Below are 16942 nucleotides of genomic sequence, written 5' to 3'. Positions count from 1 at the left end.
CTTACTCGATGACTTTGGGAACCAGGTACAGACCGCTTTCGGTCGATGGCGCGATGGCCTGGTAAGCGTCGCGCTGATTGCTTTCGGTGACCTGGTCGGGACGCAGGCGCTGGCTGGCCTCCAGCGGGTGAGCCAGGGGCTCGATGCCAGTGGTGTCGACAGCTTGCATCTGGTCGACCAGCCCAAGAATGCTGTTCAGGGCGTCGGTAATGCGTGGCAGTTCGCCATCATTCAGGCCCAGGCGGGCCAGATGGGCGATCTTTTCCACGTCGCAGCGTTCAAGCGCCATGGGGATCTCCAAGGGAAACAAAGAACGGAATTTGGGTCCGCAGTGAGGAACATGTCAGCTTTTTGGCGGTCTAACAGCCGCGAATTTCTGCTGGCGTGCTCGGAAAAACAGCCAATTTAACATATTGGCTCCTTGCCCAAAATCCCTGCCATTGTTAGAGTTTGCCGCACTTTTTTACCCACGCTTTCCCCAGGGTCACTTTCCCATGTTCAAGAAACTGCGTGGCATGTTTTCCAGCGATCTTTCCATCGACCTGGGTACTGCCAACACCCTTATTTACGTGCGTGAGCGCGGTATCGTCCTGAATGAGCCCTCGGTTGTTGCCATCCGTACCCATGGCAACCAGAAAAGCGTCGTCGCCGTCGGTACCGAAGCCAAACGCATGCTGGGCCGTACGCCTGGCAACATTGCAGCCATTCGTCCGATGAAGGACGGCGTGATCGCCGACTTCAGCGTTTGCGAAAAGATGTTGCAGTATTTCATCAACAAGGTTCACGAGAACAGCTTCCTGCAGCCAAGCCCGCGCGTGCTGATCTGCGTACCGTGCAAATCGACCCAGGTAGAGCGCCGCGCCATTCGCGAGTCGGCCCTGGGGGCCGGTGCCCGTGAAGTGTTCCTGATCGAAGAGCCAATGGCTGCCGCCATCGGTGCCGGCCTGCCGGTAGAAGAGGCCCGCGGTTCGATGGTCGTCGATATTGGTGGTGGCACCACCGAAATCGCGCTGATCTCGCTCAACGGTGTGGTCTACGCCGAGTCCGTGCGTGTTGGCGGTGACCGCTTCGATGAAGCCATCGTGACCTACGTACGCCGCAACTACGGCAGCCTGATCGGCGAATCCACCGCCGAGCGCATCAAGCAGGAAATCGGTACTGCCTACCCGGGCGGCGAAGTGCGCGAAGTCGACGTGCGTGGCCGTAACCTGGCCGAAGGCGTGCCGCGTGCCTTCACCCTGAACTCCAACGAAGTCCTCGAAGCGCTGCAGGAATCGCTGGCGACAATCGTCCAGGCGGTCAAGAGCGCCCTCGAGCAATCCCCGCCCGAGCTGGCCTCCGACATCGCCGAGCGTGGCTTGGTGTTGACCGGTGGTGGTGCACTGCTGCGTGACCTCGACAAGCTGCTGGCCCAGGAAACCGGCCTGCCGGTGATCGTCGCCGAAGACCCGCTGACCTGTGTCGCCCGTGGCGGTGGTCGCGCCCTGGAGATGATGGACAAGCACGCGATGGACCTGCTCTCCAGCGAGTGATCCTGCTCGCGGTTCATGAGCGCCCGGTTTACAGGTAGTACGCACAGTGCTACCTGTATGTGCTGGGCTGGCGCCCACACGGGCGCCGTATCCGTCAACCCGCAACCAGGCTGGTGCGTTGTCCCATGTCCAATGACCTCCTGAGTCGTCCACGAGGAACGGCCCATTAAACCGCTTTTCTCCAAGGGCCCTTCGCTGGGCGTTCGCCTGCTCGTTCTGGTGGTGCTGTCAGTCGCGTTGATGGTTGTCGACGCGCGCTTCGACGTGCTCAAACCGGTCCGCAGCCAGATGGGCCTGGTGCTGATGGAGTCGTACTGGATCACCGACTTGCCGCAGCGTGCCTGGCAGGGCGTGGCGGGCCAGTTCGGTAGCCGCACCGAACTGATTGCCGAAAACGAGAAGCTCAAGACCGAGGCCCTGCTGTTGCAGGGGCGCCTGCAGAAGCTGGCGGCCCTGACCGAACAGAACGTGCGCCTGCGCGAATTGCTCAACTCCTCGGCGCTGGTCAACGAAAAGGTCGAAGTGGCCGAGCTGATCGGGGTCGACCCCAACCCCTTCACGCACCGTATCCTGATCAACAAGGGCGAGCGTGACGGGGTGTTCCTTGGCCAGCCGGTGCTCGATGCCCGGGGTCTGATGGGCCAGGTGGTCGAGTTGATGCCTTATACCTCGCGGGTGCTGCTGCTGACCGACACCACCCACAGCATTCCGGTGCAGGTCAACCGCAATGGCTTGCGCGCGATCGCCAGCGGTACCGGTAACCCCGAGCGCCTCGAATTGCGCCATGTGGCCGATACTGCCGACATCAAGGAAGGCGACCTGTTGGTCAGTTCGGGCATGGGCCAGCGCTTCCCGGCCGGCTACCCGGTGGCCACCGTCAATGAAGTGATCCACGACTCCGGCCAGCCGTTCGCTATCGTGCGTGCCATCCCCACCGCCGCGCTCAACCGCAGCCGCTACATGCTGCTGGTGTTCAGTGACCGGCGCACCCCAGAGCAGCGTGCCACCGATGCTGCCATGGCCCAGGAGGAAGCCGACCGCAAGGGCGCCGCGCCCGCCAGCCAGCCAGCCACAACCGGCGAGCAGGCCGCACCAGCCACAGGTACCCCGGCAGCGCCGGCCAGCCCGGCCACGCCAACGGCCCCGGCCGCGCAGCCAGCGGCCCCTGGTACTGCCCCGGCGGCAGCGCCGGCTGCCCCCGCCCACACCCGGAGACAATGATGGCTGCATCGCGCCGCAACAACGGCTGGGTGATCTGGCTGACTTTCGCCATCGGCCTGCTGCTCAGCGTTTCGCCCATGCCGCAGTTCATGGAAGTGTTCCGGCCTATGTGGCTAGCCTTGCTGGTTTCGTTCTGGACCCTGGCAATGCCGCACAAGGTGGGCATGACCACGGCGTTCGTGCTGGGCCTGGCCGAGGATGTGCTGTACGGCACCTTGCTCGGGCAGAACGCGCTTATCCTTACCCTGATCACCTTCCTGGTGCTGTCCTTGCAGCAGCGCCTGCGCATGTTCCCCATGTGGCAGCAAAGCCTGGTCATTCTGGTGATCTTCGGCATTGCCCAGCTGATCCAGCTGTGGCTTAGCGCGCTGACCGGCAACCGTTTGCCCACCCTGGCATTGGTCTGGTCGGCGGTGATCAGCGCCTTGCTCTGGCCGTGGATCAGTTTCGCCCTGCGCGACCTGCGTCGCCGCTTGCGTATCAACTGACGGCGATGCGCCGCTGACAGGGAGATGTCTGCATGAACCCGCTTTACCTGGCCTCCGGCTCGCCTCGCCGCCGTGAACTGCTGACCCAGATCGGCGTGCCGTTCAGCGTCATCAGCGCCCCCATCGACGAAACCCCGCTGGCCGATGAAAGCGCCCAGGCTTACGTCGAGCGTCTGGCCCGGGCCAAGGCTGCCGCTGGCCTGGCCTGCCTCGCCCAACCCGACAACGCCACGGCCCCCGAGCGCCGTGCTGTGGTGCTCGGCGCAGACACGGCAGTGGTGCTCGAGGGGCGTATTCTGGGGAAACCACAAAATCGCGAGGATGCCTTGGCCATGCTGGCTGATCTGGGCGGCCGCGAGCACCAGGTGCTGACCGCTGTCGCCCTGAACGATGGCTTGCGCGTGCGCAGCCTGTGCGTGGCCAGCAGCGTGCATTTTCGCCCGATCAGTGCCGATGAAGCGCAACGTTACTGGGCCAGCGGCGAACCGGCGGACAAGGCGGGCGGTTATGCCATCCAGGGCCTGGGCGCGGTGTTCGTCACCGGCCTGGCCGGCAGCTATTCGGCAGTGGTGGGTTTGCCGCTGTGTGAAACCGCAGAATTGCTCGGCCAGTTCGGCATTGCCTGCTGGCAGCCGCTCGTGCCTGCAGCAGAGGTAACAAACCCGCGGTAGCCAGCTCTTCCTTCGCCATCCATCATTACAAGAAACATTTGACGAGAGCCTGCCATGAGTGAAGAGATCCTGATCAACATCACCCCGATGGAGTCACGCGTGGCGGTGGTGGAAAACGGGGTGCTGCAGGAAGTGCACGTCGAGCGCACTCAGCGCCGTGGCATCGTCGGCAATATCTACAAGGGCAAGGTGGTGCGTGTGCTGCCAGGCATGCAGGCAGCCTTCGTCGACATTGGCCTGGAGCGCGCGGCGTTCATCCATGCTTCGGAAATTTCCCAGCGCGAAGGCTCGGCGGTCGAGAACATCACGGCGCTGGTGCACGAGGGCCAGGCGCTGGTGGTACAAGTGACCAAGGACCCGATTGGCACCAAAGGCGCGCGCCTGACCACGCAGTTGTCGATCCCTTCGCGTTATCTGGTGTACATGCCGCGCAGCAGCCACGTTGGCATTTCCCTGAAGATCGAAGATGAAGCCGAGCGTGAGCGCCTCAAGCAGGTGGTCAGCAACTGCATGGAGAGCGAGAACATCAAGGATGCCGGCGGGTTCATCCTGCGCACTGCCGCCGAAGGCGCGCGGGCCGAGGAAATCCTGCAGGACATCCGCTACCTGCGCCGCCTGTGGGAGCAGATCGGCAGCCAGATCAAGACCTGCGGTGCACCGATGGTCATCTACGAAGACCTGGGCCTGGCCCTGCGAACCCTGCGTGACCTGGTCAACCCGAAGATCGAGAAGATCCGCATCGACTCGCGGGAAACCTTCCAGAAAACCATGCAGTTCGTCAGCGAACTGATGCCGGAAATCGCCGACCGCCTCGAACACTACCCTGGCGAGCGGCCGATCTTCGATCTGTATGGCGTCGAGGACGAAATCCAGCGCGCGCTGGAGCGCAAGGTCCCGCTCAAGTCGGGTGGCTATCTGGTGGTGGACCCGGCCGAGGCGATGACCACCATCGACGTCAACACCGGGGCTTTCGTTGGGCATCGCAACCTTGAAGAAACCATCTTCAAGACCAACCTCGAAGCCGCTACCGCCATCGCCCGGCAGCTGCGCCTGCGCAACATTGGCGGCATCATCATCATCGACTTCATCGACATGGAAGATGAAGAGCACCAGCGCCAGGTCCTGCGCACCCTGGAAAAACAGCTGGAGCGCGACCATGCGAAAACCAACATCATCGGCATCACCGAACTGGGCCTGGTGCAGATGACCCGCAAGCGCACGCGCGAAAGCCTGGAGCAGGTGCTGTGTGAGCCCTGCCTGGCTTGCCAGGGCCGTGGCAAGCTGAAAACCCCCGAGACCATCTGTTACGAAATTTTCCGCGAGATCCTGCGTGAGGCCCGTGCCTACCAGGCCGAAGGCTACCGTGTGCTGGCCAACCAGAAGGTGGTTGACCGCCTGCTGGACGAGGAGTCGGGCAACGTTGCCGAACTGGAAGCCTTCATCGGTAGAACCATTCGCTTCCAGGTCGAGTCGATGTATTCGCAGGAACAATACGACGTGGTGCTGCTCTGAGGCCCTCAGCAACACGTCGCTGCCTCGTCGCGCTGGCGAAACCCGTGCGACGGGCCATCATGGATAAACGACTTGGAGGGCCACGGCCATGGGACGTCTGACCCGCGTTCTTGTCGCCTTGACCCGTTGGGGGCTGGGCATATGCGCCTTGCTGGCAGTATTGGTGGCGCTGTATGTCAGCCTCGGCCGTGAATTGATACCCCTGGTAGCCGAGTACCGTGCCGACGTGCAGAGCCAGGCCGAGCAAGCGCTTGGCATGCCGGTACATGTGGGCGCCCTTGAGGGGCGCTGGAGCGGCCTGGCGCCGGTACTGCGGGTGCGCGACCTGCAACTGGGTGAAGGCGCCAAGGCGTTGCGCCTGGATGAGGTCATGGTCGTGCCTGATGTATGGGCCAGCCTGCTGGCGCGTGAGGTACGCCTGTCGCGTATCCAGCTCGTTGGCCTGCAATTGATCGTGCGCGAGAACGGGCAGGGCGCCTGGAACCTCGAGGGCCTGCCGCGGCAGGACGATGCGCCGCTGAACCCTGCCGAGTTGCTGCAGCGCCTGCGCCAGCTGGGCCGCGTCGATGTGTTCGACAGCCAGGTCACCGTGCACCCGTGGCAGCGTGACCCGCTGACCCTTACGTATGTGAGTGCCGGCTTGCAGGCCGGCCCCTCGCGCCAGGCCCTGGACCTGCGGGCGACGCTGCCCGATGGCCAGCCCCTGGCGATGAACCTGCGCAGTCGCGTTTCTGCCGAGGCTTGGCGTGACGGCCAGGTCGAGGCCTACCTGAGCCTGCCGCAAAGCGACTGGTCGCAGTGGTTGCCGCCCAGCCTGCTGGGCCAATGGCATGCCGACGCATTGCATGCAGGCGGCGAGTTCTGGGTCGATTGGGGCAAAGGGCAGTTGCAGAAGGCCGTGGTGCGTCTCAATGCCCCTGAGCTGAAAGGCGCCTACAGCGGGCGCAAGGCCGCCACGTTGAGTAACCTGGCTATGGGCGCCTGGTTCCAGCGCCGCGACCAGGGCTTCGACGTTGTGGTCGACTCGCTGGCCATGGACCTCGGTAAAAGCCGTTGGGAGACGCACCTGCAGGTGCAGCAGCGCCCCGGCGAGCAGGCGGCCGATGAAAGCTGGCAGGTGCAGGCCGATCGGCTCGACCTCACGCCCCTGACGCCGCTGATCGAGGCCCTGGCACCGCTACCCGACGCAGCTATGGCGGCGGTCACTAGCCTCAAAGTGACCGGTGGTCTGCGCAACGTGCGGCTGCAGGCCCGGCCCAAGGCCGAAGGCGACCAGCGTCTGCAGTTCGAGGCGAACCTGGACAAGGTCGGTTTCGATGCCTATCACGGTGCCCCGGCCGCGGGTAACGTCAGCGGCAGTATCAGTGGCGACCTGGGCCATGGCGAGCTGCGCCTGGACACTGAAGCCTTCATGCTGCACTTGTACCCGATCTTCGCCAAACCCTGGCACTACCAGAAGGCCAACGCGCGCTTGACCTGGGTGCTGGACAAGCAGGGCTTCACCCTTGTCGCGCCCTACCTGAAGGTGCTGGGCGAAGAAGGCAAGATTGCCGGCGATTTCCTGATTCGCCTGCTGTTCGAGGAAGGCCGCGAGGACTACATGGACCTGCGCGTCGGCTTGACCGACGGCGATGGCCGGTATACCGCCAAGTATCTGCCCGAAGTGCTCAGCCCGGCCCTCGACGAGTGGCTGCGCAGCGCCATCGTCAAGGGCGCGGTGGACGAAGGCTATTTCCAGTACCAGGGCTCGCTGAACCATGGCGCGGCGCCAGAGGCACGCAGTATCAGCCTGTTCTTCAAGGTGCATGACGCCGCACTGGACTTCCAGCCGGGCTGGCCGCAAGTCCAGCATGTGGATGGCGACGTCTTCATCGAGGACAGCGGCGTGCGGGTCAAGGCCCGGCGCGGGGTGCTGCTGGACACCAAGGTCAGTGACGTCGACGTCGATATCCCGCATGTCGACGAGGGCCAGCAGAGCCACCTGTTCCTGACGGGCAATTTCGATGGCAGCCTGGGTGATGGCCTGAAGATCCTCAAGCAAGCGCCTATCGGCACCGGTGAGATCTTCGCCGATTGGGAGGGTGAAGGGCCGCTGAAGGGTAAGCTCAAGCTCGATATCCCGCTGGCTCACGGGCAGCGGCCCAAAGTGCAGGTCGACTTCGCCACCCATGACGCGCGCCTGAAGGTCGCGCCGCCGACCCTTGAGCTGAGCCGCTTGAAAGGTGACTTCAGCTTCGATTTCGATAAAGGCCTAAGCGGCAAGGGCATCAGCCTGCAAGCGTTCGGCAAGCCCGTCACGGCGCAGATAACGGCTGAGGGCCAGCCCGGGCAGATGCAGACCCGCATCGATGCCAATGGCCAGGTAGCGCTCAAGGCGTTGACCGACTGGCTGCAGTTCAAGCAAGCCTTGCCGGCTTCTGGCGACCTGCCTTACCAGTTGCAACTGAGCCTGGGCAGCCGGGACAATCGTTTGAGCGTCAATTCCAGCCTCAAGGGGCTGACGGTCGACTTGCCAGCACCATTCGGCAAGGCGGCGGCGGAAACCCGCGACAGCCGTTTCAGTATGACGCTACAGGGCCCGGAGCGGCGTTTCGACGCCGGCTACGGTGACCTTGCGCGTGCTGCCTACGCCGCGCCGGCCGACAAGCTTGGCCAAGGCCGCGGCGAGTTGTTGCTGGGCACCGGCGACGCCCAATTGCCCGCTGCGCAGGGCTTGCGCGTGCGTGGGCGCCTGGACGCGCTGGACCTGGCCCCTTGGCAAGAGCAGGCCTCACGGCTGGGCGGAGACGACCCAAGTGGCAGTGCGCGGCAGATTCTGCAAAGTGTGGACCTGAGCATTGGCCAGCTCAAGGCGTTTGGCACCGAGCTGAACCAGGCCCTGGTGCGGTTGAGCCGAGGCGGTCCCGCCTGGGACCTGCGCCTCGACAGCCAGGAAGTCATCGGCAATGCCCGCGTGCCGGATGCCAAGGGTGCCCCGATGGTCGTGCGCCTGCAGACGCTGCGGCTGCCAGCGCCCAGCGCTGCTGAAAAACAAGCCCAGGAGCGCGCCGAAGATGGGCCGGACCCGCTTGCCACCTTCGACCCACGCAAAGTCCCGGCGCTGGACCTGAGCATCGACAAGCTGTACCGCGGTGACGACCTGTTCGGCAGCGCCTCGATCAAGCTGCGGCCCACCGCACGTGGGGTTACCGCCAGTGATATCGCTCTTGACTTCAAGGGCCTGAGCATTGGCGGTGGCGGTGGCTGGGAGGGTGAAACGGGCAAGACCAGCAGCTGGTACAAAGGCCGCCTGCAAGGCAAGAACCTGGGCGACGTGCTCAAGGCCTGGGGCTTTGCACCCACCGTCACCAGCCGCGACTTCCGCCTGGACGTGGACGGCCGTTGGCCAGGCTCGCCGGCAGCCGTCAGCCTGACGCGCTTCTCGGGCAGCATGGACGCGGCGTTGCGATCCGGCCAGTTCGTCGAGGTCGACGGCAGTGCCCAGGCGTTGCGGGTCTTTGGCCTGCTCAACTTCAATTCGATTGGTCGCCGCCTGCGGCTGGACTTCTCCGACCTGTTCGACAAAGGCCTGGCCTATGACCGGGTCAAAGGCCTGCTGGCGGCCAGCAATGGCGTGTACGTGACCCGCGAACCCATCACCATGACCGGCCCGTCGAGCAGCTTCGAGCTGGAAGGCACGTTGGACCTGGTACGTGACCAGGTCAATGCCAACCTGCAGGTGAGCCTACCGGTGACCAACAACCTGCCGCTGGCCGCGTTGATCGTGGGGGCGCCAGCCGTGGGCGGGGCGTTGTTCCTGGTCGACCGGCTGATCGGTGACCGTGTATCGCGTTTTGCCAGCGTGCATTACCGTGTCGAAGGACCGTGGAAAGAGCCTAGAATCACCTTTGTGAAACCCTTCGAGAAATAGTGTCAGGAGTGCCCATGAAGGCAGCGGTGATCCAGATGGTCAGCCAGGACGATGTGCTGGCCAACCTGCAGCGTGCCGGTGCCTTGCTGGAGCAGGCTGCACAGGGTGGTGCGCGGCTGGCGGTGCTGCCGGAAAACTTCGCTGCCATGGGCCGCAAGGACGCCGCTGCCATCGGCCGAGCCGAGGCCTTGGGGAGCGGGCCTATCCTGCCATGGTTGAAACGTACCGCCCGCGACCTCAGGTTATGGATAGTCGCCGGTACCTTGCCCTTGCCGCCGGTCGGCCAACCCGACGCAAAGGCGCACGCCTGCTCGCTGCTGATCGATGAGCACGGTGAAGTGGCTGCGCGCTATGACAAGCTGCACTTGTTCGACGTGGATGTTGCCGATAACCGCGGCCGCTACCGTGAATCGGATGATTTTGCCCATGGCGCACACGTGGTGGTGGCGGACACGCCGGTCGGGCGGCTGGGTTTGAGCGTATGTTACGACTTGCGCTTCCCTGAGTTATATGGCGCGTTGCGTGCCGCGGGCGCGGAACTGATCAGCGCTCCGGCGGCCTTCACTGCGGTGACCGGCGCCGCACACTGGGAGGTGCTGGTACGCGCCCGGGCCATCGAAAACCAGTGCTACCTGTTGGCGGCAGCGCAGGGCGGCACCCACCCAGGCCCACGGGACACCCACGGCCATGCGGCGATCGTCGACCCTTGGGGGCGGATCGTGGCACAACAGGCGCAAGGCGAAGCGGTATTGCTTGCCGAGCGCGACATTGAAGAACAGGCGTCCATCCGGGCGCGCATGCCGGTGGTAGCCCACCGGCGCTTTTTTTCGCAGGACGCATTGCGGCCTGCGCCCACCTCGGAGTGACTATGAGCCAGATGTTATCCACCGTCAGTGAGCAGCTCCTGGCCCCAGGCGGCTTGACCCTGGACAGCCTGCAAAGCGTGCTCGGTGAATTGGCCGGCCCCGGCATCGACGCTGCCGACCTGTATTTCCAGGGCCAGATTTCGGAAACCTGGGCGCTGGAAGACGGCATCGTCAAAGAGGGCAGCTTCAACCTCGACCAGGGCGTGGGCGTGCGTGCCCAGTCCGGTGAAAAGACCGGCTTCGCCTACAGCAATGCCATCAACCTTGAAGCGCTGACGTCGGCCGCGCGCGCCGCCCGTTCGATTTCCCGCGCCGGGCAGAACGGCACCGTGCAGGCCTTCCACAGCCCATCAGTGACCGCCCTGTATGCGGCAGACAACCCGCTCGATGTGCTCAGCCGTGCCGAAAAGGTCGAATTGCTCAAGCGTGTCGATGCCGCGACCCGCGCGCTTGACCCACGTATCCAGCAGGTCAGCGTGAGCATGGCCGGGGTCTGGGAGCGCATCCTCATCGCTGCAGCGGACGGCAGCCTGGCTGCAGATGTGCGGCCGCTGGTGCGTTTCAATGTAAGCGTCATCGTTGAGCAGAACGGTCGTCGCGAACGCGGCGGGCAGGGTGGTGGCGGGCGTACCGACTACCGTTTCTTCACCGAAGAGCGGGTCATGGGCTATGCCCGTGAGGCGCTGCGCCAGGCGCTGGTGAACCTCGAAGCGATCCCGGCGCCGGCCGGCACCTTGCCAGTGGTGCTGGGCTCGGGATGGTCGGGCGTGCTGCTGCACGAGGCGGTCGGCCACGGCCTGGAAGGTGACTTCAACCGCAAGGGCAGTTCGGCGTTCAGTGGCCGGATTGGCGAGAAAGTGGCGTCGAGCCTGTGCACCATCGTCGATGACGGCACCCTGGAAGGCCGCCGCGGTTCGCTGAGCGTGGATGACGAAGGTACGCCGACCGAGTGCACCACCCTGATCGAGAACGGTGTGCTCAAGGGCTACATGCAGGACAAGCTGAACGCGCGGCTGATGGGCATGGCAGTGACCGGCAATGGTCGCCGCGAATCCTACGCTCACCTGCCGATGCCACGCATGACCAACACCTACATGCGTGCCGGCGAAAGCGACCCGCAGGAAATTATCGCCTCGGTGAAGAAGGGCATCTACTGCGCCAACCTCGGGGGTGGCCAGGTGGACATCACCAGCGGCAAGTTCGTGTTTTCGACCAGCGAGGCCTACCTGATCGAAGACGGCAAGATTACCGCACCGGTGAAGGGCGCGACCTTGATTGGCAATGGTCCGGAGGCGATGAGCCGGGTGTCGATGGTCGGCAACGACCTGGCGCTGGACAGCGGGGTAGGGACGTGCGGCAAGGACGGGCAATCGGTGCCGGTCGGGGTTGGGCAGCCGACCCTGAAGCTGGATGCGATCACCGTGGGCGGTACCGGCGCGTGATGGCCTTTGGGGCCGTTGTGGGAGCGGGCTTGTCCGCCAGCACCGGCGAAGCCGGTGCCGGGCACCGCGTCGCCTGCTTCGCGGGCACGCCCGCTCCCGCAGGGCCTCAGCCTGTCAGCGCAACCCGCGCTGCAACTCGTCGAGGTCGCGGATGTACTTGAACACCTTGCGCGCGGCGGCCGGCGGTTTGTTCCGCGCCTTCTCGTGCTGGGCATGGCGCACCAGCGAACGCAGTTGCTGGCGATCGGTGTCGGGGTATTCGTTGACGAAGCGTTCAAGGTCTTCGTCGTTACCGTCGATCAGCCGGTCGCGCCAGCGCTCCAGGCCGTGGAAGCGTTCGTTGTACTGGCGAGTGGAGCTGTCCATCTGCTCGAGCAGGGCATGGATGGCATCCAGGTCCTGCACGCGCATCAGCTTGCCGACGAACGACATGTGGCGTTTACGCGCACCATGAGCAGTGTGCTTGCTGGCCTCGGCCAGGGCCTTGCGCAGCTCGTCGGTCAACGGCAGGCGGGCCAGGGTATCGGCCTTGAGCGTAGTCAGGCGCTCGCCGAGTTCGACCAGCGCATGCAGCTCGCGCTTGATCTGGGTTTTGCTTTTTTCGCCGTCGAAGGCGTCGTCGTTTGAATCAACCATGGTGGCAGTCCGCTAGAAATCGCCGCCATGATAACCAGTCGGGGGCCGCTTGTCCGGCCCGGTCGTAGAATGACCCTCGCCGAACGCAGAATTTGAGTGGAGAGAACCATGAGTGCAGTCCAGAGCGTAGGTCCGAAAGACCTGCCAGCATTGCAAGAGCAGGTCGAGGCGATCATCGCCGAAGCGCGCCGCCAAGGGGCCAGTGCCTGCGAAGTGGCCGTGTCGCTGGAGCAGGGCCTGTCCACCACGGTACGTCAGCGCGAGGTCGAAACGGTTGAATTCAACCGCGACCAGGGCTTTGGCATCACCCTCTATGTTGGCCAGCGCAAAGGCTCGGCCAGTACCTCGGCCAGTGGCGCGGAGGCGATCCGGGAAACCGTCGCGGCAGCGCTGGCCATTGCCAGGCACACCTCCGAGGACGATTGTTCGGGCCTGGCGGACGCAGCGTTGATGGCCCGGGAAATTCCGGACTTGGACCTGTATCACGACTGGGCTCTCGAGCCCGAGAAGGCCATCGAGATGGCGCTGGCGTGCGAAGCGGCGGCGTTCGATGCCGACCCGCGCATCCTCAATGCCGATGGCACCACCCTCAACACCCACCAGGGCTGCCGCGTGTATGGCAACAGCCACGGTTTCATCGGTGCTTACGCCTCGACCCGGCACAGCCTGAGCTGCGTGATGATCGCTGAAGGCGACGGGCAGATGCAGCGCGATTACTGGTATGACGTCAACCGCCAGGGCGACCTGCTGGCCGACCCGCGCAGCATTGGCGTGCGTGCCGCGCAGCGGGCCGCCAGCCGCCTCGGCGCGCGGCCGGTGCCAACCTGCGAAGTGCCGGTGCTGTTTTCGGCAGAACTGGCAGGGGGGTTGTTCGGCAGCTTCCTGTCGGCGATCTCTGGCGGCAATCTGTACCGCAAGTCGTCGTTCCTCGAAGGCAGCATCGGCCAGCGCCTGTTCCCGTCCTGGCTGACCCTCGACGAGCGCCCGCACATTCCGCGCGCGCTGGCCAGTGCAGCGTTCGACGCCGACGGCCTGGCGACCTACGCCAAACCGTTCGTCGACAAAGGCGAGCTGGTGTCGTATCTGCTGGGTACCTATTCGGGGCGCAAGCTGGGCTTGCCCAGCACGGCCAACGCGGGGGGTGTACACAACCTGTTCGTCAGCCACGGCGTCGAGGACCAGGCTGCCCTGATCCGGCGTATGGGGCGTGGGCTGTTGGTGACCGAGCTGATGGGCCATGGCCTGAACATGGTGACGGGTGATTACTCCCGAGGCGCAGCGGGTTTCTGGGTCGAGAATGGTGAAATCCAGCATGCGGTGCAGGAAGTGACGATTGCCGGCAACATGAAGGATATGTTCCAGCAGATTGTCGCGATTGGTAGCGATCTTGAAACACGCAGCAATATCCACACTGGGTCGGTGCTGATCGAGCGGATGACTGTGGCAGGTAGCTGATTCATTGCCTGTACCGGCCCATTCGCGGGCTCGCCCGCTCCCACAGCTTGAAGCCTATGCAATCCCCTGTGGGAGCGGGCAAGCCCGCGAAGAGGCCGGTACAGGCAATAAAGAATTTCAGTGGAATACAAGACCCGGCCCTCGCGCCGGGTTTCTTCTTTCATCAGCTCCCCTTGAAGTGATTCTATTTATCAATTAATAATGAATATCATTATCCAGTAACTCGGCGATGATGTTCATGAATTCCGTCCTCCGCGAACTGCCCTACCTGGAAAACTGGCGCTGGCTCAGCCGCCGGATCCGCTGCGCGCTCGAACCTGACGAGCCGCGCCTGATCGAGCACTACCTGGCCGAAGGCCGTTACTTGGTGTGCTGTACCGAAACCTCGCCATGGACGGTGGCGTTGACCTCCTTCCGCCTGCTGCTCGACACCGCCTGCGACCGCATGTTGCCCTGGCGCTGCCTGTGCCTGGACCAGGCCTGGCGGCCGTTGCTGGACCTGCGCAACCTCGACCGCCAGGCCCAGAACCAGCGTTGGCAGCCCTACGCCATGCAGTTGGCCAATTGCAGCCTGCTGCCGTCGATTTCTCCCGATGAACTGATGCAAGGATTTGATGATGAGTGATACCCGTATCGAGCGCGACAGCATGGGTGAATTGCAGGTGCCGGCCCAAGCCCTGTACGGCGCCCAGACCCAGCGCGCGGTCGACAACTTCCCGATCAGCGGCCAGCGCATGCCGGCACAGTTCATCCGTGCCTTGCTGCTGGCCAAAGCGGCTGCGGCCAAGGCCAACGTAGAGCTGGAGCAGCTGTCCGCCGCCCAGGGGCAGGCCATCGTCAAGGCGGTGGAACAATTGCTGGCGCAAGACTACATCCAGCACTTCCCGGTCGACGTGTTTCAGACAGGCTCGGGCACCAGCTCGAACATGAACGCGAACGAGGTGATCGCCACCCTGGCCAGCCGTGTGCTCGGCGAGCCGGTCAATGCCAACGACCACGTCAATTGCGGCCAGAGCAGCAATGACATCATTCCCACCACCATTCACGTCAGCGCTGCCCTCGCCGTACATGAGCAGCTGTTGCCTGCCCTGGCGCACCTGGTGAAGGTGATCGAGGCCAAGTCCAGGCAGGTGCATCAGTACGTGAAAACCGGCCGTACCCACCTGATGGATGCGATGCCCGTGCGCCTGAGCCAGGTGCTGGACGGTTGGGCAGCGCAGATCGAGGGGGCCAAGGCGCACCTCGAAGCCACCCTGCCAAGCCTGCAGGCGCTGGCCCAGGGCGGCACCGCAGTGGGCACCGGCATCAATGCCCACCCGCAGTTCGCTGCCGCTTTCGCGCGCCAGCTCAGCGGCCTGACCCAGGTCCAGTTCACGCCGGGGCACAACCTGTTTGCCTTGATCGGTTCGCAGGATACCGCCGTAGCCCTGTCCGGCCAGCTCAAGACCACAGCTGTGGCACTGATGAAGATTGCCAACGACCTGCGCTGGATGAACTCGGGCCCTCTGGCCGGCCTTGGGGAAATCGAACTGCAAGGTCTGCAGCCAGGCTCTTCGATCATGCCAGGCAAGGTCAACCCGGTGATCCCGGAGGCTACGGCCATGGTCGCCGCCCAGGTCATCGGCAACGACACCACCATCGCCGTGGCTGGGCAGTCGGGCAACTTCGAACTGAACGTGATGTTGCCGCTGATCGCACGCAACCTGCTGGAGAGCATCGAGTTGATGGCCAACGTCAGCCGCCTGCTGGCCGACAAAGCCATTGCCAGCTTCAAGGTCAACGAGGGCAAGCTGAAGGAGGCGCTGGCGCGCAACCCGATCCTGGTCACTGCACTGAACCCGATCATCGGCTACCTGAAGGCTGCTGAAATTGCCAAGACCGCTTACCAGCAAGGCCGCCCGATCATTGATGTAGCCCTGGAGCACACCGACCTGTCGCGGGACCAGCTGGAAACGCTGCTAGACCCGGAAAAACTCACCGCTGGCGGCATATGACCCTGCGTCACCGTTCAGAAGGCAACCGTGCCGCACTGGACCCGCACCACGGGAGCCGCCAACCGCCTGTTCGAACATGCCTACAAGCCTATGGAATTCACTGACATGTCCCATACCTTGCCTGCTTTGCCTTACGCCTACGACGCGCTGGAGCCGCACATCGACGCGCAGACCATGGAGATCCACCACACCAGGCACCATCAGACCTACGTCAACGGCCTGAATGCCGCCGTCGAAGGCACCGAGTGGGCTGAGTGGCCGGTCGAAAAACTGGTTGCTGCGGTTGCGCGCTTGCCGGCGCAGCTGCGTGGCGCCGTGACCAACCACGGTGGCGGTCACGCCAACCACAGCCTGTTCTGGACCGTGATGTCGCCGCAGGGCGGCGGTGAGCCCACGGGCGAGCTGGCACTAGCCATCACCACGCAACTGGGCGGTTTCGACGCCTTCAAGGAGGCCTTCACCAAGGCCGCCCTGACCCGCTTCGGCAGCGGCTGGGCCTGGCTCAGTGTAACGCCGGAAAAAAAACTGGTCGTGGAAAGCAGCGGCAACCAGGACAGCCCGCTGATGCATGGCAATACGCCCATTCTCGGGTTGGACGTGTGGGAGCATGCGTATTACCTGAAATACCAGAACCGGCGGCCGGAATACATTGGTGCCTTCTACAACGTCATCGACTGGGCGCAAGTCCAACGCCGTTATCTCGACGCCCTGAAGTGAGTCGGAGCGGTATGCGCTCGCAGATCATGTCGGTCAGTAGTGTGCGCCTGTTTCGCCAGGCGCTGGGGGCCTTGCTGTTGCTGGCGGGTACCGCGCTGCTGGCGGCGCGCGGTGTTGCCTGGCTGTTCACCTAGACATTTTTGCACATGTTAAATCGAGCGCTGCGCGGGCGGCGCTCGATTTCACATGCGCTGAACACTCAAGTTGCAGCGGGAAGCTTATTCGCCTTCGTCGAAGTAGTTGTTGATCAACTCGACCAGCGCGTCCATGGCATCGTTTTCCTGCTCACCCTGGGTATGCAGGTGCACTTGGGTGCCCTTGCCAGCCGCCAGCATCATCACGGCCATGATGCTTTTGCCGTCTACCAGCTTGTCCGGCGCGCGGCCGACCCGCACCTGGCAGGGAAAGCGGCCGGCCACGCCGACGAACTTCGCTGCCGCCCGGGCATGCAGGCCCAGCTTGTTGATGATGGTGATTTCGCGGGCGGGCATCGTGGGG

At 64.0% G+C, this 16942-nt stretch carries 16 protein-coding genes; 13 read left to right on the top strand and 3 right to left on the bottom strand.

Going from position 1 to position 16942, the window contains the following annotated elements:
- Window position 1: 1 nt before the first annotated feature.
- Window positions 2-289 (bottom strand): Asp-tRNA(Asn)/Glu-tRNA(Gln) amidotransferase subunit GatC, encoded by a 288-nt coding sequence (gene gatC / locus ACF8SD_RS06060; RefSeq protein WP_003255165.1) that lies wholly within the window; start codon window positions 287-289, stop codon window positions 2-4.
- Between the two features lie 205 nt (window positions 290-494).
- Between gatC and mreB the strand changes: the two genes are divergently transcribed.
- The 8 genes from mreB (at window position 495) to tldD (ending at window position 11642) form a co-directional block, all read left to right on the top strand.
- On the top strand, window positions 495-1532 hold the full coding sequence (gene mreB / locus ACF8SD_RS06055) for a rod shape-determining protein MreB (protein WP_003255163.1): 1038 nt from the start codon (window positions 495-497) through the stop codon (window positions 1530-1532).
- Between the two features lie 195 nt (window positions 1533-1727).
- Window positions 1728-2753, top strand: coding sequence for a rod shape-determining protein MreC (gene mreC / locus ACF8SD_RS06050; protein ID WP_392484099.1), 1026 nt, complete (start codon window positions 1728-1730; stop codon window positions 2751-2753).
- Window positions 2753-3241 (top strand): rod shape-determining protein MreD, encoded by a 489-nt coding sequence (mreD, locus tag ACF8SD_RS06045; RefSeq protein ID WP_029885529.1) that lies wholly within the window; start codon window positions 2753-2755, stop codon window positions 3239-3241. Before mreC ends, mreD begins: the two co-directional genes overlap by 1 nt.
- A 32-nt stretch (window positions 3242-3273) precedes the next feature.
- Window positions 3274-3912 carry a Maf family protein gene (locus ACF8SD_RS06040; RefSeq protein ID WP_392484086.1) on the top strand — a complete coding sequence of 213 codons (639 nt, stop codon included), beginning with the start codon at window positions 3274-3276 and terminating at the stop codon, window positions 3910-3912.
- A gap of 54 nt (window positions 3913-3966) precedes the next feature.
- Window positions 3967-5424 carry a ribonuclease G gene (gene rng, locus ACF8SD_RS06035; RefSeq protein ID WP_173887676.1) on the top strand — a complete coding sequence of 486 codons (1458 nt, stop codon included), beginning with the start codon at window positions 3967-3969 and terminating at the stop codon, window positions 5422-5424.
- Between the two features lie 88 nt (window positions 5425-5512).
- Window positions 5513-9334 (top strand): YhdP family protein, encoded by a 3822-nt coding sequence (locus ACF8SD_RS06030; RefSeq protein ID WP_392484085.1) that lies wholly within the window; start codon window positions 5513-5515, stop codon window positions 9332-9334.
- Window positions 9335-9348: 14 nt separating this feature from the next.
- Entirely contained in the window at window positions 9349-10200 is an 852-nt protein-coding gene (locus ACF8SD_RS06025; RefSeq protein ID WP_173887678.1) for a carbon-nitrogen hydrolase family protein, read from the top strand.
- Window positions 10201-10202: 2 nt separating this feature from the next.
- Complete coding sequence (gene tldD / locus ACF8SD_RS06020; RefSeq protein ID WP_173887679.1) at window positions 10203-11642, top strand: metalloprotease TldD; 1440 nt, start codon at window positions 10203-10205, stop codon at window positions 11640-11642.
- 114 nt (window positions 11643-11756) lie between these two features.
- On the opposite strand, the gene yjgA is transcribed toward tldD, so the two are convergent.
- A complete protein-coding gene (gene yjgA / locus ACF8SD_RS06015) occupies window positions 11757-12278 on the bottom strand; it encodes a ribosome biogenesis factor YjgA (protein WP_009683052.1) in 522 nt (173 codons plus the stop codon).
- A gap of 108 nt (window positions 12279-12386) precedes the next feature.
- Here yjgA and pmbA point away from each other — a divergent pair, with 108 nt between their 5' ends.
- The 5 genes from pmbA to ACF8SD_RS05990 all read left to right on the top strand — a co-directional run bounded on the left by pmbA (window position 12387) and on the right by ACF8SD_RS05990 (window position 16578).
- Window positions 12387-13733, top strand: coding sequence for a metalloprotease PmbA (gene pmbA / locus ACF8SD_RS06010; protein ID WP_392484084.1), 1347 nt, complete (start codon window positions 12387-12389; stop codon window positions 13731-13733).
- Window positions 13734-13962: 229 nt separating this feature from the next.
- Window positions 13963-14358, top strand: coding sequence for a FagA protein (locus tag ACF8SD_RS06005; protein ID WP_392484083.1), 396 nt, complete (start codon window positions 13963-13965; stop codon window positions 14356-14358).
- The gene (locus ACF8SD_RS06000) at window positions 14351-15727 is read left to right on the top strand and encodes a class II fumarate hydratase (protein WP_392484082.1); all 1377 of its coding nucleotides are present in this window, start codon (window positions 14351-14353) and stop codon (window positions 15725-15727) included. Before ACF8SD_RS06005 ends, ACF8SD_RS06000 begins: the two co-directional genes overlap by 8 nt.
- 105 nt (window positions 15728-15832) lie before the next feature.
- Window positions 15833-16444, top strand: a complete 612-nt coding sequence (locus ACF8SD_RS05995; protein ID WP_173891649.1) for a superoxide dismutase — start codon at window positions 15833-15835, stop codon at window positions 16442-16444.
- Between the two features lie 11 nt (window positions 16445-16455).
- Window positions 16456-16578: a hypothetical protein gene (locus ACF8SD_RS05990; protein WP_283246104.1), complete on the top strand. Its 123-nt coding sequence runs from the start codon at window positions 16456-16458 to the stop codon at window positions 16576-16578.
- Between the two features lie 84 nt (window positions 16579-16662).
- Here ACF8SD_RS05990 and ACF8SD_RS05985 read toward each other — a convergent pair whose 3' ends face one another.
- Window positions 16663-16935 carry an HPr family phosphocarrier protein gene (locus tag ACF8SD_RS05985; RefSeq protein ID WP_173887683.1) on the bottom strand — a complete coding sequence of 91 codons (273 nt, stop codon included), beginning with the start codon at window positions 16933-16935 and terminating at the stop codon, window positions 16663-16665.
- Between the last annotated feature and the right edge of the window lie 7 nt (window positions 16936-16942).

Source organism: Pseudomonas sp. CJQ_9 (assembly GCF_043106615.1).
In the GTDB taxonomy this organism is placed as follows: domain Bacteria; phylum Pseudomonadota; class Gammaproteobacteria; order Pseudomonadales; family Pseudomonadaceae; genus Aquipseudomonas; species Aquipseudomonas juntendi.
The sequence above is the reverse complement of the archived record's forward strand: the minus strand, read 5'-3'. Positions and strand labels throughout refer to the sequence as shown.